At 46.9% G+C, this 21,079-nt stretch carries 10 protein-coding genes; 3 read left to right on the top strand and 7 right to left on the bottom strand.

The window, feature by feature from the left end; translation table 11 throughout:
• Nucleotides 1–10: 10 nt before the first annotated feature.
• The 6 genes from LZG72_RS12585 to LZG72_RS12560 form a co-directional block, all read right to left on the bottom strand.
• Nucleotides 11–3,478 (bottom strand): SusC/RagA family TonB-linked outer membrane protein, encoded by a 3,468-nt coding sequence (locus LZG72_RS12585; protein WP_233872420.1) that lies wholly within the window; start codon nucleotides 3,476–3,478, stop codon nucleotides 11–13.
• Between the two features lie 184 nt (nucleotides 3,479–3,662).
• Nucleotides 3,663–4,763 (bottom strand): FecR family protein, encoded by a 1,101-nt coding sequence (locus tag LZG72_RS12580; protein WP_233872417.1) that lies wholly within the window; start codon nucleotides 4,761–4,763, stop codon nucleotides 3,663–3,665.
• A gap of 147 nt (nucleotides 4,764–4,910) precedes the next feature.
• Entirely contained in the window at nucleotides 4,911–5,528 is a 618-nt protein-coding gene (locus tag LZG72_RS12575; protein ID WP_233872414.1) for an RNA polymerase sigma factor, read from the bottom strand.
• A 175-nt stretch (nucleotides 5,529–5,703) separates the two neighbouring features.
• The gene (locus LZG72_RS12570; protein WP_233872411.1) at nucleotides 5,704–7,695 is read right to left on the bottom strand and encodes a plastocyanin/azurin family copper-binding protein; all 1,992 of its coding nucleotides are present in this window, start codon (nucleotides 7,693–7,695) and stop codon (nucleotides 5,704–5,706) included.
• 44 nt (nucleotides 7,696–7,739) lie between these two features.
• Nucleotides 7,740–9,461: a family 16 glycoside hydrolase gene (locus tag LZG72_RS12565; protein ID WP_233872408.1), complete on the bottom strand. Its 1,722-nt coding sequence runs from the start codon at nucleotides 9,459–9,461 to the stop codon at nucleotides 7,740–7,742.
• Between the two features lie 124 nt (nucleotides 9,462–9,585).
• On the bottom strand, nucleotides 9,586–9,789 hold the full coding sequence (locus LZG72_RS12560) for a response regulator transcription factor (protein WP_233872405.1): 204 nt from the start codon (nucleotides 9,787–9,789) through the stop codon (nucleotides 9,586–9,588).
• A gap of 590 nt (nucleotides 9,790–10,379) precedes the next feature.
• Between LZG72_RS12560 and LZG72_RS12555 the strand changes: the two genes are divergently transcribed.
• Both LZG72_RS12555 and LZG72_RS12550 read left to right on the top strand, forming a co-directional pair.
• Nucleotides 10,380–13,634 carry a SusC/RagA family TonB-linked outer membrane protein gene (locus LZG72_RS12555; protein WP_310590557.1) on the top strand — a complete coding sequence of 1,085 codons (3,255 nt, stop codon included), beginning with the start codon at nucleotides 10,380–10,382 and terminating at the stop codon, nucleotides 13,632–13,634.
• Between the two features lie 45 nt (nucleotides 13,635–13,679).
• Nucleotides 13,680–15,275 carry a SusD/RagB family nutrient-binding outer membrane lipoprotein gene (locus LZG72_RS12550; RefSeq protein ID WP_233872402.1) on the top strand — a complete coding sequence of 532 codons (1,596 nt, stop codon included), beginning with the start codon at nucleotides 13,680–13,682 and terminating at the stop codon, nucleotides 15,273–15,275.
• Between the two features lie 194 nt (nucleotides 15,276–15,469).
• Here the strand turns inward: LZG72_RS12550 and polA are convergent, their stop codons facing one another.
• Nucleotides 15,470–18,343: a DNA polymerase I gene (polA, locus tag LZG72_RS12545; RefSeq protein ID WP_233872399.1), complete on the bottom strand. Its 2,874-nt coding sequence runs from the start codon at nucleotides 18,341–18,343 to the stop codon at nucleotides 15,470–15,472.
• A gap of 383 nt (nucleotides 18,344–18,726) precedes the next feature.
• Between polA and LZG72_RS12540 the strand changes: the two genes are divergently transcribed.
• Nucleotides 18,727–20,763 carry a S9 family peptidase gene (locus LZG72_RS12540; protein ID WP_409017698.1) on the top strand — a complete coding sequence of 679 codons (2,037 nt, stop codon included), beginning with the start codon at nucleotides 18,727–18,729 and terminating at the stop codon, nucleotides 20,761–20,763.
• Nucleotides 20,764–21,079 lie beyond the last annotated feature (316 nt).

The raw sequence follows: 21,079 nt of genomic DNA, 5'->3' as shown, positions 1-21,079 counted from the left end.
TCATCGTCACCTACAATTTCACATTCAGATTAAGACCGTAGCTCCGGGTAGTCGGGAGCGTGTGGGTTTCAATGCCCTGTAAATTGTCAGATGCCGATACTTGTGCCTCAGGATCAAGGTTATCGATGTATTTTTTGATCATAAACACATTGTTGCACATGGCTGAAATGCTCAGACCTTTGATGAAGGTTTTATCGCGCACAAAACGTGAGAGATCATAGCCGAGTGTAATGCTTCTCCATCTTACAAAAGAACCATTGTATACAAATGGCGCTGCGATATTTGTGCTCCGGTAGGCGGTGTAAAATTGCTCAGCTTCAACACGTTGAGTATTGGGAGAACCGTCGGCTGTAACACCTTCAAGCAATACGCCGCCTTCCCGCCCGACCAGGGATGGTTTGGAAAGTCCTTCACGCAGGAAGTTAAGGTTTGAGTTAGACAAAATGGTGTTGCCTGCCTTAAAATCGATCTGCGTTCCTATACGTATTCCTTTGACGTTGATGGTATTAACCCACGCGCCAACCCATTTCGGAATGGCACTTCCGAAAGTAGTGAGGTTGCCTTGCTGCGGCAAACCTCCGGAAGTAACGATGCGTCCCTGCTCGTCCCTTTTATAGTCAAATCCGCGCAGTGAGGCCAGTGGTTTGCCGACTTCGTGAGAAACGGTACCGAAAAATTCACCCGTACCAACGTCAAACCGCGGCTGACGGGGTGGGCCCGGGGCAAGTTCGATCACCTTACTGATGTTGTAACTTCCGTTGAAACCGGTTTCCCAGGTTACGCCTTCCGTCCTGACCGGCACGATCGTCAAAAGGAATTCAACGCCCTGATTGCGGAGTTTACCCACATTCACTTTGGTCTGACTGAATCCGGAAGCATTTGAGATGTCAACATTCAGGATTTCGTCGACCGTGTTCTTACGGTATAATGAAAGATCAAGGTTCAGACGATTATCGAACGTTTTCATTTCGATTCCGACTTCTGCTTCTTTCACTTTTAATGGCCTCAAATTCGCATTCGGGCTGACAGTCGATGGAAAGTTTCCGAGTGCCGTTCCATTGAATGGGTTAGCATTGATCCCGTAGTACAAATTATTGGAATAAGGGTCCGTATCGCCGCCCACTTCCGCATAGGCAGCGCGCAATTTGCCATAGCTCAGCCAGTTAGGTGCATTCTGAAATGCCTGACTGAATACAAAACTCGCGCTCACGGAAGGGTAGAGGTAGCTGTTCGACATCGGGTTTAAAGTAGAAAACCAGTCGTTGCGGCCCGTTACATTCACAAAAAGGAAATTTCTGAAGGAAAACTCAGCTGCGCCGTAAACAGAGTTTACTTTCTTTTTGCTATACCCGTAATTTGGATTTTTCACCTGGCCATTCGCGATGGTATACAGGTCGCGTACATAAAAATTGGTTACCGCCGTAGAAACGTTGTCGCTCACCTGCAGCATTTGATTACCACCTAATGTAATATCGATGCCAAAATCGCCGAATGTGCGGTTAGCACCAATCAGAATGTCTAAGTTTCTTTCACGGAATGTTGCTACATCCTGATAGTAATACCCATTAAAGCCGGTTGCCACGGCTCCGATCGATCGTGTTCCGGTCGGACGGTTGTAGTTATACGGACGCGTGTAGTAATCCTGTCCAATGCGGCCCTGGACAAAAAGCCAGTCCGTAAAATCGTACCTAAGTGAAGTATTTCCGAAGATCCGGTCGCGGCGGACGTTTTCAAAACGATCGTAGGCAACCCAGTATGGATTGTTGCGGTTTGTAAATCGGGCCAGTGGCATTTCATTTCCATTCGCATCCTTCCTGTTTTTGAGCCATTCGGGATCAATGCTTGTGGCCAGCGTGTAGATCGTCGTATTGGCATTCATATCCTGAATACCGATCTGCGGTGGATTCTTGTTGTACTCGTTGGAATAATTGGCATTAAGCTGCGCCGATAGCTTTGGGGAAAACTTGTAATTCAGACCGAGGTTGAAAATCTTCTTATGATAATCGGAATTCGGCATGATCGCAGTTGCGTCCGTGTTCGCAAACGAAAGACGGAAGTTGCCTTTCTCATTTCCGCCCGATAATGCAACGGAGTTCGTAAAGCTGGTACCCGTGCGGTAAAAGTCTTTGATGCGGTTTTTGTGGGCCACATAAGGTTGAGTACTTCCATCGAATTGCGGCGTTGGTTTCCCATCCATTTTTTCACCGAATGCAAACACACCAGAGCTTTGCGCCTCTGCAACGGAGGTCTGCCTTTTCCCAAATTCACCTTGCCCGTATTCATACTGAAAGTCCGTGTAATCCAATGCTTCCTGCGCCTGGAAATTTGAATTCAGTTCGACGCCGATGCCCGTGGTTTTGCTGCCGCTTTTAGTGGTAATGATGATCGCGCCATCTTTCGCACGAAAACCATACAATGCCGCGGCAGCTGCACCTTTCAGCACCGTCATCGACTCGATATCATCCTGATTAATGCTTTGCAAACCGTCGCCCGCATCCGAAGAGCCACCGGTAGGGTTTCCGGTTCCATTCCCATTTGAACCACCTGCCGAAACGCTGCTGTTATTGATCGGAATCCCGTTTACAATAATGAGCGGGGAGTTGTTGCCGCCGAACGACGACTGGCCGCGTATACGGATCTTCGTGGAACCGCCCGGGCCGCTCGCAGGAGGTGTCACATTCAGGCCGGCCACCTTACCCTGTAAACTGTTACCAAGGTTGGTTGTGCGATTGGTCGTAATTTCCTCCGTGTTAATGGTTGCTGTGGAGTAGCCCAGCTTTTTTGCGTCCCTTTTTATACCCAGTGCTGTCACCACCACCATTTCGAGGTTGCGGACGTCCGGCTGCATGGTTATGTCGTAGTTGGACTGGCTGCTGAGCGTCACTTCCTGAGAGGTATAACCCACGTAAGAAAATGTGAGAACGCCGCCAGCGTCCGGGGCGCTTAGTTGGTATGTACCTTCCGTATTTGTAGCGGTTCCGGATTTTGTCCCTTTCACCACAATGCTGACTCCGGGCAGCGGCTGGCCTTTTTCATCCGAAACTTTACCGGAAATCGTACGGTCAATTATGGCCGGATCTTTCAGTTGTGAAGGCGTTGAAGAGCTGGGCTCCGGAGCGTTTTTGACCAATACAACCTGCTTTCCCTCAATTCTATACGTAATATTGATCGGCTTGAACAGTTCGTCGAGCACATCACCCAGCGGACGCTCCACCGCGTGAATGGACACTTTCTGCTGCGTTTTCAGGATGGATGCATTATAAGTAAACCGAACCTGCGTCAGCTTGTTCAATTTACTGAGTACCGTCTTGATTTCCTGGTTGTTAACCTGAATGGTAATCTTTTGTGAAAGTACATTCTGGGCTCCAACGTGACTCGCCAGGGAAATCCCTGCGAAGAAAGAGGCAATTATTAATTGGTAAAATGATATTCTCATAACCCGATAAAGTAGCCTGGACAAGTGTCGGTGTTTTTTCATACTTTTGATTGTTTTGTTCAGTATTTGAAAAGATAGGACAAACGGCCTCCCACATTTAGTAGATGTGTTTTTTGGAGTAATGGAGTCAGTGATGGCGCAAACATCGCTGGCTCCTATTCTTGGTATATTTACAAGTCGGTACCATTTATATCATAGGCAGGAGGAGTTTTGTTTCAAACAAAAACTAGTTGCAACCCTTCGAACTGATCACAATCTGCCCGTCTATCATGTCATAGCTGGCACCGATCGCTCCACAAATTGCATTCATGCGTTGTTTCAGGTTTTCATCCACAAATTGCGCGCTGATCATGCAATTCAACAAGGTTTCGGCATTGTGTATGATCGTAATACCATACATTTTTTCAAGCGACTGGAACACCTCGGAAACAGGTCTTTCATCAAAAATCTGGTCTTTCCGGACTACAGACTCCGATAGTAATGCAGGTTGCATTACGACCCCTTTTTCGAGCCGGTTTTCCTTTCTCAGAAATACCGCCTGCTGATTTGGGTTGAGTATGACCCCAATTGTTTTTTCGATTTTTTCTCCGGGCTTTACCTCATATTCATGCTTTGGAAATACAGATACCCGGCCGGTTTTTACAACTACCAGAACGGTGTTGTCTTCCTCAAACGCCTTCACCCGAAAGCTGGTCCCGAGCACTTTGGTGACGGTTTCATTGGCATAAACCAGAAATGGCTGCGCTGGATTTTTCGTCACATCAAAGAATGCCTCACCGGTGAGATAAACCCTTCGCTCCTTAGTCCCGAAATGTTTTGGGAAAGTGATTTTACTGCCTTTAGACAACGTAGCGACACTATTGTCACTCAACAGTACGATCATTTCTTCCTGCGTGGTGTTCGTTTTTGAGAACATCAACTCTTCCGTTTGCTCATCCTGCGGTTTCGTTCCCGCCAACGGTAATGAGGACTCACTGGCGTAATAGAGCAAACCCAGTCCCGACACCAGTGTGACCACAGCAGCAATTCGCCTGAAAGCAGGCCAGTAAAAAATATTACGCTGCTCCGGCTCCGGCCTCAGTTCGGCCAGTCGGACAATCTCCCGGATTTCGTGACCGACCATTTCATCGGAGAGTTCATCTTTGTAAATATCATGGACAGCAAGCACCATCTCCCTCGCCTGGGCCACTATATGCAGCCGGTCGGGGTTTTCATCCGTCCATTGCTTCCAGAACGAAGCAAGTTTGGGCGTCGGATCCATCACCCAGCGGCGAAACATCTCATCCGTCGCCAATTCTTCAACGGTATGCGCGCGGTAGTTGATCATCGGGTAAATGCTGCAATCATAAAGTCCGTAGATATGAATGGTCTCTATGTATGTATGTCAGCTTTTCAGCAGGATATAACCAAAAAAGTATAGTTTTTTTTCAAATAGTGATAGGGCAGTCGGCTTTCGGCGGTCGGCTCTCACATCTCACATCTCACAAAAAAACGCAAGCGACAGCACCAGAACAAATTCCACCGGAACCCAGATTTCTTTTATGTCTTTTAAAGTGCGGGAGAGAAGGTTCGAAACGCTTTGCCGACCGAGTCCCATAATGTTTGCTATGTTCTCGTTGTCGAGGTTTTGATAAAAGCGCAGGTAGATGATTTCCTGTTGCCTTTTTGAGAGAAGCGTGATGATCTGTTTGAGCCTGCCGTTCTGGTACCGGAGGTTTTCGTCTTCGATGATATGCGCTTCAATGGAAGGGTCGGTGTCATCGTCACCAAAAAAGTCACTCTGAGGTTCCTGAAACCGTTTTAAGCGAATGCTCTCCTTGATGAGTTTGTGGCGCAACGCTTTAAGTAAATACGACTTGACAAAATGCGTTTCGGATAAGTTTTTGCGGCGTTCCCACAATTCGAGGTACATGTCCTGGATGGAGTCGCGGATGAAGTCGGGATCTGAAGAAAAACGGGTGGCGTAGTTGTAAAGAGCACGGTAGTGGACCTGGGCGAGCTGGCCCAAAGCATCCGAATCACCCGCTTTGAATCGTTTCCAGAGGTGAATGTTGATGTCAGTAGCTTGCAGTATAGAGTCCGTGCTGCTCAAAGTTACTTATACGCTTTGTTTTATTTATTCAATGAATTGTGCTAATCAAAGTCGACTGTACTTTTATTCTCCTTGTATATACCTGCTATTTATTTGGAGAAAATGGATGATTTGAAAAAAATGCCGGTTTTAGTGGATTGTTCGGGGTGAACGTCACTAAAACCGGCAGCAAATATTACTTAACGACTTTCAGTTTTCCCTGCATTAAAGTATAATGTCCCGGAAATGTGCACACATATTGGTATGTCCCGGCCTGTTTCGGAGCAACAAAATAAATGGACTCCGATTTTTCCGGCTCGACGATGTTACTATGGAAGAGTACGTCATTGGTTTTTGGCACATAATTCATTTCAGTACCTTTCAGCCCTAAATTCAAACCGGCTTCGCCGACAGCATTGGCCGTTCCTGGCTTGGTAATCACCAGATTATGAAGCATATCATCGTTGTTGTTAAAAACAATCTTAATGCGGCTTCCGGCTTTCACCTGAATTTCTGAAATATCAAATTTGAGACCCGGTACCGTACCAATCGTCACCACCTGGTCTGGACCATTCGTCCAGCTCGCCGGCATCTCGGTAACGCGTTTTGCCGAAGCAGCGGTATTTGCAGCCTCAGCGGCCGGCATCGCATGGGCGCTGTGATCTGCTTCTGCTTTTACAGTCGTCGTGAATTGTGAGCTGGCTACCGGATTTCCCGCCGCAATTTCATTCAGGGTGTAGTAGCCGGTCGCGTGTAGCAATGCATTTCCTTCCGTCGCTTTTACGCCGTCAGCTTTTATTTCATGAATGTATCCTTTGCGAAGCAGGGCAGGGTCTACCACCAGTCTTACACGCAAACCATCTTCGGAAACGACAATTCCTTTCAGCGGGACTTCTTTCGTATTTACGATCGGACTACCGTAGGTTTGATGGTATTTGTAGGTAAAGCTGTTTAATTTATAGGCATTCTGATCCGCAGCAGCTTTTTTATCGACCGGGCTGGTGAATGTGATCTCGAAACCGTCTGGCATCGAGCGGACAGTTTTCATTTCAAAAGGCATTTTACCTGTCCACACCAATCGCTGGATACCAAATTCTTCCTTACCCGTTGCAGACCAGCCACGGCTCGTTTGACCTACAAATAAAGAACCGTCCAGGCCCCATTCAAGTCGCAAAATCCCGGACATAAATCCTTCCCGGAAAGGAAAAACAGTTCCCTGCCAAACGCCATTCACTTTTTCAAGATCGACGCGGGTGATGATACTATGTCCCTGGTCGCCAACAAACATCTGTCCGGCAAATGGCCCGAATGTTCCATTTGTAACATCTTCTTTGAAGTCCGAAGTTGAAATACCGACCAATGTGTGAGGAAACCATACAGCTGGCGGTTTTAGGCCCTTTACTCGTTTGGACACGTCGTAGATCGGCTCGCCGGTGTTTGGGATGTCTTCGGGTTTTAGTTTCACTGGGGACCCTTCCTCGCCGCTCCATTTCAATCCGGCCGGGTTACCTGCGAAATCGCCTTTTTCAAGATGCGTCATTCTTCCCGAACCAACCCAGTCACCCTGGTTTTCAGTGTAAAATATATCACCTTTATATGACCCGAATCCGGATGGGGAACGAAGTCCCGTTGCGAAAGGAGTCAGTTTTCCATCTTCACCGAGTTTGAGCATCCAGCCACGCCATTTGGAACCACTCGCCCCGCGGCCAACCCAGTCCAGGTTCAGTGTAACCAGCAACTCGCCATTTGGCATCGCAACAGGACCATATGAATACTGGTGATAATTTCCGGAAAGCGGCCATTTAGCGAACGAATCGTACACGTCGGCAACACCATCATTATCAGTATCAACGAGGCGCGTCACTTCGCCTCTTTGCGACACCAGAAAGTCTTTTCCACGGTTCAGCAGCCCTAGCGGTTCGTGCAAGCCACTCGCAAATTTGTGAAACGACGGTTTTCCATCGCCTTTCAGGTATGGATTGCCAATCAGCCACACTTCGCCGCGGCGTGTTGTGGTGGCCAGTCTGCCATCGGGCATAACCTGCATTCCGCCCACTTCCATCCTGATGTTTTCAGGAATGGGTAATGTTACAATGCGATAGAAATCGTCTTCTTTATTGGTTTTTGACTGTGCCAGCGCGGCCATGCAGCCAAGGGAAATCAGAGAGGTAAGAACTATATTTTTCATTTATTAAAATCGGATATCTTGAAACGAATGAGATGGGTCGACAACTACCAGTACATGGAATAGTTGGTGGTACCCGAAATCGGTAAGATCAGTTCCTGTACCTGACCAGCCGGCCGCACAACTGCTTTGGCTTTTTTATCGACCACCACATAAAACCGGTCGTCGATCTGGTAAAGACCGCTCTCAATTTCTACGATCTTGTTCCCACTCGCCAGCAAGGAATAAAGTGGTTTTTTTGCTGTTCCTTCCAGTTTTAATGTACGCGATAGCGTATTACCTGCCGAAACAAGCTCGTCGCTCACCGTAGCGCCGTCCATTCCGTACCTGAATACAGGATATCCCTGCGGATTGATTTTATAGCCCAGGAAATTGATATCCGAAGAATCCGGCCAGGTTGCATTTGTATTTTCAAGACCTGCAAAGCTGCTTCTTCCTGAAACATGAATTTTTAGTCCGGCGGGAAAAAGGAGCTGAGGCTCGCCGCGCTCGTACCACATTTCGGTCACGTCCGCAAACTGTCCGCGCCATGCCTGGATCAATGCGCCGCGGTTCAGATCGATGGTGTAGTTCCAGCCATCCGGACTTCCCACGGAGATGCAATGCGTGCGTTTTGTTTTTTCTCCGTCGATTAAGATAAATGAACGGACCATTTCAGGCCGCATTTCGGGAGTGACACTGATGTACGGTTTCGGTTCTGGCTCCGGGAGCGATGAAAGTGTATGCAGATCGTACGGCCGGATTCCGGATTTTTCAACGCGTAAACCAAGTGCTGGCGCGCGCCACGGGAATTTGGAATAATGGATCCTAAACTTGTGTTTGCCCTGCGTCAGGTTCACCGAGCCGGTGTGACTTTCCTGGGAAGTACTTTCACCATTATTCAGCACGCTTTTTCCGTCCACATCCAGGGTCATGACATTACCGGAATAAATGGAAGTAAAATTGTAATCACCAGCTTCGGTGGCTTCCATTTCACCTTCGTAAATCAGGTGGAACTCACGCATTCCATTGGTGACTTCCTGTGTGAGCACCTGTGAAGTTCCTTCATGATCGACCTTCGTATATTCTTTGGCGTCCCATTTGTCTGAGTATACTTTGTAGGTCAGGTTATTTAACGATAGCGGTTTACGGCTCGCAAGTAATTGGTAGCCGACATTCCGGAATGCGATCGTGCCTTTGGTGACTTCGAAAGTCAGTGGCTGACCATCTGCCGCTGTCTTTGAATTCGGCAGGTAAATGGTTTCGAGAATGGTCACGTTATTCAACACCAGTGAATTCAATCTCGCGGAATTAGGAAGGTGCTGAACAGTAGCATCATACGCAAGTTCCATTGTCTGCCATAATCCCGCAGCTTTTGCAGCATTTTGCGTTGGAAATTGCCCGATATAACCCGAGGTCAGTGCACTTAACTGTTTTTGTTTGCTACTGTCTGAAATGCGCACTTTTTGTCCGCCGGGCAGGGTAACACTTCCTTCCGCGCCTGGGGAGACGGCAAATTCGAGATAAAGGCGCAGGTCACTTGCTTTCAGTTTTGTGGTTATTGCAGTACCTGCATTACCCACCAGTACTCCGCTTCCCGTTGTTGTTTTAATCTTGCCGTTGGCCGTCGGAGGAATCGCGACATTGCCCTGGACCGACCAGTTGGCACTTTTGGTTTCGAATGAACTGAGGTCTGTGAGAGGAAGCGGCGAGTAATTTCCTTTCTGTGCCGATACCAGAATGGGGCAGCTAAGTAACAGAAAGGATGCTTTTAAAATGACGTGACGCATTGTAATATATTAAGTGTATTGTTTACAATTAAAAAGCGAAGGTCGGGATTTTTTCTACTAATATATCCTGATTTATTATGATTTATTTTTAAATGAATGCGTTGCCGAAACGTTCACCGAACAGCTACTTTTTCAGACGGTTATGTAGTCTGGCGGAATTCGCGACCAGCATTATGAATTCGGTTTCCGCCTTTCGCATTTTACGGAGGATATTTTTCCGGTGCGTCTTCACCGTATACTCGCTCACGAACATTTTTAATGCAATGTCGCGTGAAGTTTTACCTTTTGATATCAGATGAATGATTTCGATTTCTCTCTTTGTGAACATGATGATTGGTTTTTGATGATCGTTTAACCACTTCTATTGATACGCGGGATTTGGAAAAAGTAACGGAAAAAAATTGAAAGGTCGGATGAAGGCCGGATGTTTAGTTTTATTTAAAATACAGGGACAGTTTATTTTCAAAAAAATGGGGAAGCCCCGCCGAAATATCGAAAGTGTCGTTCTACAAACTGTAATCGCCTGATACAGTGAAATGTCCGGAAAAGCATTTACGGAAAGCACTTTACTCTTACCAACATAAAGTGCTGATCCGGGATGGATTTAGTTAAATGTAACTGTAATTGACTTATTTATAGGTAAATAAGTTGAAGGGAAGTTGTTCCTTTTCTGAACCATTTTTTTTACATTTAAAGACAGCAGTGCCACCGGTGACAAATGCCTGGTGAGACCTTCCATTGCCATTTTGTCGAGGCATTCCCATAACGAGCAGGGGTGATAAGCTTATTCAGATTTGTTTATAGTATGTTAATAAATACTTAACACAAATAGCCGTCTAAAACAGGAGTTTTGTATTCTGGATAAGTTATTCACTCCAAAAATCTTTCTTTAATTATCACAATTAAATGTTTTAGCTCATGATTAGACAACTCTACTTAAAAACAAGTCTGATTAGTTCCGGACGGAGCAGGCAGGCCGGTTTGCTCTTTGGCATCATGCTTTTCGCTCAGGCGACATTTGCTCAGCTCGCGATTACCGGGCAGGTGAAAGGACAGGAAGATAGCGCGCCGATCCCCGGTGTAAGTGTGGTCGTGAAAGGTACCGCCAACGGAACGATCACGGATTCGGAAGGAAAATATAAGCTGGATGTTCGCGATAATGCAGCGGAACTGACTTTTTCATTTCTGGGATTTGCTTCCAAAGACGTCAAAGTTGGCGACCGTTCCGTGATTGACGTGATCCTGACGCCGGATCTGAGGCAATTGAACGAGGTGGTTGTTACGGCACTCGGGATCAAAAAAGACATCCGGAGAATCGGAGTGGCCATTCAGACCGTGGATGGAAATGCGACCGTAAAGGCACGCGAACCGAACGCGATCAATGCATTGGCCGGAAAAGTGGCGGGACTTACCGTGGGTGTGCAGCAGGAGATGCTCCGCAAACCGAATTTGCAGCTCCGTGGCAATTCAGACGTACTTTTTGTTGTGGATGGTGTGCCTGTAAACTCCGACACGTGGAATGTTAGTCCGGATGATATTGATACCTATTCCGTATTAAAAGGTGCCTCAGCTTCTGCACTTTACGGTTTCCGCGGGAAAAACGGCGCGATTTTGATCACCACCAAAAGAGGTTCAAAAGACAAACGCGGCTTCTCGGTAGATTTCAACTCGTCGACCATGATCGATAATGGTTTTTACGCAATCCCGAAAGTTCAGGATCTTTATGGACCAGGTGACCACGGTCGTTATGCATTTGGCGACGGCAAAGGCGGCGGTTTGAACGACGGTGACTACGATGGCGGCTGGGGACCGAAATTTGAAGGCCAGCTGATCCCGCAATACGACAGCCCGGTAGACCCGGTGACCGGCGTGAGGCAGGGAACTCCGTGGGTAGCGCGCGGAAAAGACAACCTGAGTCGCTTTTTGCAGCCAGGTCTTTTATCTACAAACAACATATCCGTTTCTGCATCTGGTGAAAAATACAATTTACGTTTCTCAACGTCGCATATTCATCAAAAAGGGATTGTCCCGAACACGAAACTGAACATTACAAACTTCAACATCGTAGCGGATTACAATTTCTCCAAAAAGCTGACATTTAATTCATCACTGCAATACAACCGTCAGTACACGCCGAACATCCCGGACATTAACTATGGTCCTAACTCGATCATTTACAACATTGTACTTTGGGCAGGTGCGGACTGGAATGTGGATGATATGCGTAACTACTGGCAGCCAGGAAAAGAAGGTACTCAGCAGATCTACGCGGAATATCAGCGTTATAACAACCCGTATTTCATGAGTTATGAATGGCTGAGAGGCCACCAGAAATCAGATATTATCGGGCAGGCTGCAATGACCTATAAATTCACTGACTTCCTGGAAGCAACGTTCCGTTCGCAGGTGAATACGTGGAGCATGTTCCGCAGTGAAAAAATGCCCGTTTCGGCTGGTTCCTATGGCCGTGAGGAACGTCGCGGTGATTACCGTGAGGACCGCCGGAACCTGTTTGAAAACAATACGGACCTGCTGATCAAGTTCGATAAGGATATTTTTCCAGGCTTCAACGCGAAGATCTGGGGCGGCGGTAACATTCGCAGCTTCTCGTACAACTCGCAGTTCACCACCACGGATTACCTGAACGTGCCTGGTTTGTATAACTTCGGAAACTCCGCCAATCCGGTGAAAACTGCCAACTTTATTTCGGATATGCGTGTGGCATCTGCCTACTATTCTGCGGATTTTACTTTTAAAGATTACCTGACGGTATCTACAACAGGCCGTATGGACAAACTTTCGACGCTTCCGAAAGGACATAATGCATTCTTCTATCCATCTGTGGCTTTGTCTACGGTGATCTCGGATTACACGCACCTGCCGGAAGTGATCTCATTTTTGAAATTGCGCGGATCTTATGCCAATGTGAAAGATGGTTTGACAGCATCGGAGATTGTAGGAACTCCGGGAACCAGCTATTTTCTGGGCTATGGTGAGGAGTATAAATCGTCTTACGGCGGACCCACTTACCAGAATTCAGCTGTTTATTCAACTCCTTTCGCTTACGATAACAAGCCTGCTGCGTATTACACCAACACATTGAACAACCCCGAAATCGTGCCGAGCACAACTTCGCAAACAGAGGTGGGACTAGACGTGAGGGTTATGCAAAACCGTCTGGGACTGGACGTTACCTATTTTGTCTCCAACGACGGTCCAAGTATTTTTGCCTTACCGATCTCATCCACAACGGGTTACACGGCTGCCTTGGTAAATGGTATCAAAACGCGGAAAAACGGTCTGGAAATTTCCCTGACAGGTTCTCCGATCCGTTCGGAAAAAGGATTTAACTGGGATATTGTGGCCAACTATTCTACGTACAAAAAAGTGCTGACCGAGATCTATCCGGGTCAGGGCCAGTTCAATACGTTTTTCAAAGTGGGCGATAGGCTGGACAAATTCTATGGTCGCGCATTTGCCAAAACCGCTGACGGGCAGATCATCAATGACGACTCGGGCCGCCCTATCTATTCTTCACAATCCAGGTACCTGGGCAACACCAATTCCAAGTTTGTGTTTGGTATCAACAACAAATTCTCTTACGGTAACTTCAACCTGGGTTTTCAGTTCGACGGGCGCATCGGGGGCGTGATCTCCAACTACATTCAGAAGCAGACTTTCCGGGGAGGACGCCACATCGAGCTTATTCAAGGCCAGTTAGGTGCTTCCCGCGAAACGGATTACATCGCTTTCAAGAAAAATACGGAGAACAAAACATATGTGGGAGAAGGGGTGCAGGTGGTGGGTGGAACTGCTCTCAATTTCGATGCCGATGGCAACATTACCAATCTTAACGAGCTGAAATTTAAGCCGAATGCGACTGCGCAGAATGTACAGGACTGGGTGAGCCGTTATTACAACTCGGATGAAGGTAACCTCATGAGCCGCTCTTTCGGCATGTTGCGTGAAGTGGTGATCGGGTATCGTTTCCCGGCTGCATTGCTTGAAAGAACCTTCATTCGCAATGCTTCCATCTCGCTTGTGGGACGTAACCTGCTCTATTTTGCTGAGAAAAAAGACGTGGACCTTAACCAGTACATCGACGATGGCGGTTCTGGTTTGCAAACTCCGTCGGTCCGCCGTTATGGTGTCAACGTAAGCCTGACATTCTAAATCACGTCTAAGACAGATTATTTCAACAATCCAATTCTTGAAACAATGAGATTCAATCATAAACTTATCGGATTATGCACTGTTTTTGCCCTGATGTTATCGGGTTGCGAAAAGAGTTTCGAGGAACTCGAGAAAGATCCAAACCGCGCTGTTACTGCGCCCGCATCGCTTGTGCTGCAAGGTATCGAGTTCGATATGTACGACAATACCGGAAGACCTTTTAGTGAAGAAATGCGCTGGAATCAGTTTTATGCGATCAATTACAATTATTATGGGAACAATGAATACACCTGGTCCACTTTCACCGACCATTATGCCACGCTGAAAAATGTGGTGAAAATGGAAGAAGAAGCGAAACGCGCCGGACTTGCGGATGTGAATGTGTATTCGGCAGTGGGTAAATTTTTCCGTGCATTCTTCATCGATCAGATGTCGATTCGGGGGGGCGACCTCCCAGCTTCCGAGGCACTGAAAGGTTTGGTAAACCTGGAACCGAAGTATGATTCACAGAAAGATGTTTACATGCAGATCCTGGCGTGGCTCGACCAATCCAATGCAGAAATGGCTTCCCTGATCGCTTCCGGTAATTCGAAATTGACGGGTGATTTTTATCTGGGCGAGGATCTGTTTAAATGGCAAAAAGTGGTTAACAGTTTCCGGTTGCGGATATTGATCCGGTTGAGTAAAAAAGAAAATGAGGCCGGGATGAATGTAAAAGCCCAGTTTGCTGAAATTCTGGCCAATCCTGCCAAATATCCATTGATGGATGGAATGGCTGATAATCTGGAATTCAAATCGAATGTTTTCAACAAATACCCTTCGAACCCGGACAACTTCGGTTTTGACGCTACCCGCCAGAACATGGCACAAACGTATGTGGGTTTGCTGACCGAGCGTAAAGATCCGCGCGTGATGGTGACGACGGAACCTGCGGGAGCACAATTGAAAGCCGGGAAATTACCTTCGGATTTTACTGCATTTATTGCTGCCAGCTCGGGAGAAGATCTTTCGGATATGTCCAACAAAGCGGGTAAGGATAATGGAGCCGGTTTCGCGCCGGGCGAATATTCATTTCAGAGCAGATCGAGGTATTATTCCAACTACATTGGTGAAAGTACATTCATCGTGGGATATCCTGAAATGTGCTTCAACATTGCCGAAGGTATTGCGAGAGGATGGGGTGCGGGAAGTGCCGAAGATTGGTACAAGAAAGGCATCAAAGCGTCCCAGGAGTTTTACGGCGTCAAAACCGGTGCATTGACCATGACTTATTCCAAAACGGGCGGACGTGCCGCGACGGATTTTGCAAATTATACGGTCAATTATAATTTTGATACGTATTACGCGCAGCCACTGGTGAAATATGCGGGGAACAACATTACGGGTATCGAGCAGATTGTGACGCAGAAATACCTTTCATTCTTCATGAACTCGGGTATGGAAGCCTATTTCAACTATCGGCGCACCGGATTTCCAAAATTCATGACCGGCGTGGGAACGGGTAACTCAGGCAGGATAGCCATTCGCTGGCAGTACCCGCTTTCCGAACGCACCACGAATGAGGCCAACTATAATTCGGCCATTCAGGCGCAGTTTGCCGGGAAAGATGATATTAACCAGCCATTATGGATTTCGAAGTAAGAAGCCTTCGGTATGGTTGATGAAAACGGAGAAAGAGCGGCAAGCCGCTCTTTCTCCGTTCATTCCCACGCCATCCGGCCACCCAGCCGTTGCTGGTGTTGTCACCAGAAACACCCACGCTCACCAACAACACCACGCTCACCAGCAACACCTCGCTCACCAGCAACACCTCGCTCACCAGCGACACTCCTTCGTCAGTGCGCTTCCAGCCAGTTGGCACCGACTCCGATGCCGGTTTCCATTCGTACGGACATCGGGATCGCGTTTCGCATGAGGTCGTCGACTTTTTGTTTCAGCAGGTCGATTTCGCTGTAATGCGCGTCGAACACGAGTTCATCATGCACCTGCAGGATCATCCGTGATTTCAGCTTTTCTTCCGCCATCCAGTCGTGTATCCGGATCATCGCTACTTTGATCATATCGGCAGCTGAACCCTGAATGGGCGCATTAATGGCATTTCTCTCCGCGTAGCCCCGGTTTGTCTGGTTTCCCGAAACAATGTCCGGCAGGTACCGTCTTCTTCCTAAGATCGTTTCCACGTATTTTTTTTCACGCGCATCGTTCACAATGCGGTCCATATATCCTTTCACTGCCGGAAATTCCTCGAAATAGGCACGGATGATTTCGCTTGCCTCGCCGCGCGGGATTGCCAGGCGCTGCGCCAGCCCAAATGCGGAAATCCCGTAAATGATCCCGAAGTTCACCATTTTGGATTTGCGGCGCATATCAGAAGAAACCTGGTCGAGCGGGACTTTGAAAACCTTACTGGCCGTGGTGGCGTGAATGTCACGTCCCTGATTGAATGCTTCCGTCATACTGGCGTCCCCGCTGAATGCAGCCATGATCCGCAACTCGATTTGGGAATAATCCGCGGACAGGATCTGGAATTCGTCGGTGTCGGGCACAAATGCTTTCCGGATCTCGCGACCGCGGATGGTGCGGATCGGGATGTTTTGGAGGTTTGGGTTTGTAGAGCTAAGGCGACCCGTCGCCGCCACGGCCTGATTGTATGATGTGTGAATGCGGCCGCTTTTCTTGCTTACCAATAACGGTAATGCATCCACGTAGGTTGATTTCAGTTTCTGCAGCTCCCGATAATCGAGTATTTTTCTGGCGATGATGTGGTTTGCTTCCAGGTCGGACAGAATATCTTCGCCGGTCGCATATTGTCCGGTTTTCGTCTTTTTAGGCTTTTCGATCAGTTTCATTTTTTCAAACAAAACCTCGCCCAGCTGTTTCGGAGAACTGATGTTGAACGACTGACCGGCAGCTTCGTAAATTTCTGCCTCGGTAATCCGCAAATCTGTTTCCAGCACACCTGACATTTCTTTTAATGCATTGATATCCAGTCTTACACCGGTACTTTCCATAGATGCGAGCACTTTCAGTAAAGGCATTTCTACGTCATAATAGAGTTTCGATGCATTTACTTTCGGCAGTTCTCTTGAAAAAATTTCATTCAACTGAAAGGTAATATCGGCATCCTCCCCGGCATATTGCGTGATTTCAGGAATCGCAACATCTCGCATGGTGCCTTGTTTAACTCCTTTTTTACCAATTAAAGATGTAATGGAAACGGGGTCATAATTGAGGTAAGATGCCGCCAGAATATCCATTCCGTGGCGTTTGTCCGGTTCCAGGATGTAATGCGCGAGCATGGTGTCGCTCAGTTTTCCGTGCACATCAATGCCGTAGTTTTTCAGTACGAGCAGATCATACTTGATATTTTGGCCGATCTTCTCAATGTTCTCATTTTCAAAAACGGCCCGGAAATTTTCTACGATCTCCTGGGCCTGCATTTTATCAGCCGGTACCGGAATGTAAAATGCTTCGCCGGCCAGGTAAGAAAACGATAATCCCACCAGTTCTGCATCGATCGTATCCAACGACGTGGTTTCGGTATCAAAGCAAAAAGCATCCTGCAGACTCAGATAATAGGCAAGACTTTTCATCAGTTCCGGTGTATCAACCGTGTGATACCGGTGAAATGTATTGTCGATCGTCCTTCTGGTAGTGGGAATTCGAAGATCTTCAAAGGATTGTTCCGGAGCATCGTCGTCGGCAATGCCTTCACTGATGATCGCGGGTTGTTTTCCGACTTCCTCGGTCGGGTTACCAAAAAGGTCGAGCTGACCTTTGCTTTTAGCCGCCGGGCGCGAGATCTGCGTGGTTTGAACCGGCTGATTTGTACCGCCCAAAACGCGGGCTTTTAAGGTTTTGAATTCAAGTTCATCGAACAGCTCGACGATCAGATCCGAATTCGCTGCGCAGATGGTGAGATCTTCGGCATCAAATGGAACGGGAACCTTGGTATCAATGGTCGCGAGCTGTTTGCTGAGAATCGCTTTATCGAAATTGTCGCGGATCTTTTCTCCGAGTTTTCCTTTGATCTCATCTGCATGCGTGATGAGGTTTTCAATGGTATCATATTCTTCAATGAGTTTCTGCGCCGTTTTTTCGCCCACTCCCGGAACACCCGGAATGTTGTCGACCGCATCCCCCATGAGCCCTAGAATATCAATAACCTGATCAATGCGTTTGATCTGCCAGCGTTCCAGGATTTCATTTACACCAAGTACTTCAGCGCCTTTTCCAAGGAATGCAGGCTTATAAATATGGACATATTGTTCAACCAGCTGACCATAATCTTTGTCCGGCGTCATCATAAAAACTTCGAAACCGTGCGATGACGCCTCTTTCGCAATCGTCCCGATCACGTCGTCGGCTTCATAACCGTCCAGTTCCAGCACCGGAATGCACATGGCTTTCAGCAAGCGTTTCACCAATGGGATTGCGACGGTAATGTCTTCCGGCTGTTCCTGGCGCTGTGCCTTATACGCTTCAAACTGCACATGTCGGAACGTAGGTGCGGGGGTGTCAAATGCCACTCCGATATGGGTCGGCTTTTCCTTTTGCAATACTTCCAGCAAGGTGTTCGTGAAGCCGAAAACGGCGCTGGTATTCAACCCACGTGACGTGATACGCGGCGCTTTGATAAAGGCAAAATGCGCGCGGTAGATCAACGCCATTGCGTCGAGAAGGAAAAGCTTATGAACCGGTTTATCCATGGGTAAGTTTGTATCGAAACTCAAATATAATGTAAGTCGGAGGACTGAAATGGATTACAGGAGGATTTTTGTAGATTGCCTTGTAAGCTCATTTAGTTATTACTTATAGTAATTATAATACATTATATATGTTTTAAAAGTATTTAATTAATAATACATAAAATTCATTTAATTAATAACTTAATAATCTTTCTTTTAAATAGTATGATCAGTTTCAAAAGTATCATTCTATTACAGCATACCGAACTTTTTATTCATTTAAACAATATTGGCCTGTGAGAATTATTATACTGTTTTTAGCTGTTATCATTTTTTCGTGTAAACAAAATAAGGAAGTGAAAGAAGCATATCAATGGCCGGAAGCAACGCCTCCCGTAGCAGAAATGAAAGACCATGAGACTGGAATGCATGGCGACAAAAGGAATGACGAGTATTACTGGATGGCCGATTATTTCAGCAAAGGTCCGGACAGTTCGAAAGTGGTAGACTATCTGAATGCCGAGAATGCGTATACGGATACCATGATGGCAGGTACAAAGCAGTTTCAGAGAGACCTTTTTGCGGAAATGAAAGGCCGCATTAAAGAAAAGGATGAGTCTGTTCCGGTGTTCAGCAATGGATATTGGTATTACACCCGAAGCGAGGAGGGTAAACAATATTTCAAATACTGCCGAAAAAAAGGAACGCTCGAAGCGACGGAGGAAATTTTACTGGATGTCGATCAAATGGCGGAAGGTCACCCGTATTATTCTGCATCTGGTTTTAGCGTCAGTCCGGACAACAAGTTGCTGGCATTCGGAGTGGATACCGTCTCGCGGCGCGAGTATACCATTCACATTAAACACCTGGAAACGGGCGAGATCCTGAAAGATGCGATCTTTCCGACTGACCCGGGGTACGAATGGGGGAATGACAATAAAACGCTTTTTTACACCGCTACAAACCCGAAAACGCTTTTAAGCGAAAAAATCAAAAGACATACGCTGGGGGCTGATCCTAAAACGGATGTGACGGTTTATGTAGAAAAGGACAATAGCAACTACATCGGAGTAGGCAAAACCAAATCTGACAAATTCATTGTAATCTCTTCCACGGCAACCATGTCGTCAGAACACCGCATACTCGATGCGAATAAACCCGAAGGTGAGTTCCAGGTTTTTCAGCCCAGGATAAAAAATGTCCTTTATGACATCGATCACCAGAACGACAAATTTTTGATCGTAACCAATCAGGACGCGCTGAATTTCAAATTAATGGAAACGCCTATTGGGAAAACGGGCGTTGCAAACTGGAAGGAGGTGATCCCGACAAGAAAAGATGTTCTGTTGCAGGGAATCGATGTTTTTAAGGATTATCTCGTGATTACCGAGCGCAAAAACGGTTTGCTGCAATTGCGTATCCGGAATATCACCAACCAGGCCGAGCATTATGTCGATTTTGGCGAGGCGGCCTACACAGCTTATCCATCCGGCAATCCGGAATACGATACCAAAAACCTGCGCTACTCGTACACCTCACTCACGACGCCAAATTCGGTTTACGACTACGATATGGAGTCAAAAAAGAAGGAATTGAAAAAGCGTCAGGAAGTGCTGGGCGGATATGATCCCGAAGAATATGTGACGGAACGGTTGTACGCCACGGCGCGTGATGGCGTGAAGGTGCCTATCTCATTGGTGTACAAAAAGGGAACGGCGAAAAGCGCGGAAACCCCGATGTTATTGTACGCGTATGGATCATACGGGTATAGCATGGATGCGAGTTTTAGCAGTTCAAGGCTCAGTTTACTGGATCGCGGCTTTATTTTCGCCATTGCGCACATTCGCGGCGGACAGGAACTGGGACGTCAATGGTATGAGGACGGGAAAATGTTTAAAAAGAAGAATACCTTCTTTGATTTCATCGATTGCGCCGAATTCCTGATCAAAGAAAAATATACATCCACTGCCCATTTATTCGCAGAAGGTGGGAGTGCAGGCGGTCTGTTAATGGGTGCCGTTTCAAACCTGCGCCCGGACCTATGGCGGGGAATTGTCGCCGATGTGCCATTTGTGGATGTGGTCACAACCATGCTCGATGAGAGTATCCCGCTGACGACCAATGAATGGGATGAATGGGGAAATCCGAAGAACAAAGATTCGTACGAGTATATGAAGTCGTACTCGCCCTACGATAATGTTGAGAAGAAAGCGTATCCCAATATGCTAGTTACCACCGGATTGCACGATAGTCAGGTCCAGTATTTCGAGCCCGCTAAATGGGTAGCGAGGCTTAGAACGCACAAAACCGATAAAAATGTGCTGCTCCTGAAAACCAACATGGAGGCAGGCCACGGCGGCGCGTCAGGCAGGTTCGACTACCTGAAAGAAATCGCGCTGAGATGTGCGTTTATGTTTGCGTTGGAAGGGATTAGGGAGTGAGATGTGTTTGAAGTGAAATGTGAGATGTAAAATGTGAGATGTAAAATGTGAGATGTAAAATGTGAGAAGTGAAATGTGAGATGTAAAATGTGAAATGTGAGATGTAAAATGTGAAATGTGAGAAGTAAAATGTGAGAAGTAAAAAGTGGGATGTGAGAAGTAAATGTGAAATGTAGGAATTACTTTTTAAATCTTACTTTGGGACTATCGCATTAACTGTGTAAACTTTTCAATCGGGGTCGGGCAAAGCTTAAAGCCTGACTCTGTTTTCAAAAATAGTCAAAAATTGATTCAGGATCATGCCCCAGTTTCGGAT

It is taken from the genome of Dyadobacter sp. CY323 (assembly GCF_021390245.1).
Taxonomy (GTDB): domain Bacteria; phylum Bacteroidota; class Bacteroidia; order Cytophagales; family Spirosomataceae; genus Dyadobacter.
Note: the sequence above shows the minus strand (reverse complement) of the source record. Positions and strands in the feature narration are given on the sequence as shown.

Bases quoted from the DNA above. Each gene is read 5' to 3' on its own strand.
- LZG72_RS12585 (WP_233872420.1), bottom strand. From the start codon at position 3,478: ATGAAAAAACACCGACACTTGTCCAGGCTACTTTATCGGGTTATGAGA.
- LZG72_RS12580 (WP_233872417.1), bottom strand. From the start codon at position 4,763: ATGATCAACTACCGCGCGCATACCGTTGAAGAATTGGCGACGGATGAG.
- LZG72_RS12570 (WP_233872411.1), bottom strand. From the start codon at position 7,695: ATGAAAAATATAGTTCTTACCTCTCTGATTTCCCTTGGCTGCATGGCC.
- LZG72_RS12565 (WP_233872408.1), bottom strand. From the start codon at position 9,461: ATGCGTCACGTCATTTTAAAAGCATCCTTTCTGTTACTTAGCTGCCCC.
- LZG72_RS12560 (WP_233872405.1), bottom strand. From the start codon at position 9,789: ATGTTCACAAAGAGAGAAATCGAAATCATTCATCTGATATCAAAAGGT.
- LZG72_RS12555 (WP_310590557.1), top strand. From the start codon at position 10,380: ATGATTAGACAACTCTACTTAAAAACAAGTCTGATTAGTTCCGGACGG.
- LZG72_RS12550 (WP_233872402.1), top strand. From the start codon at position 13,680: ATGAGATTCAATCATAAACTTATCGGATTATGCACTGTTTTTGCCCTG.
- polA (WP_233872399.1), bottom strand. From the start codon at position 18,343: ATGGATAAACCGGTTCATAAGCTTTTCCTTCTCGACGCAATGGCGTTG.
- LZG72_RS12540 (WP_409017698.1), top strand. From the start codon at position 18,727: ATGAAAGACCATGAGACTGGAATGCATGGCGACAAAAGGAATGACGAG.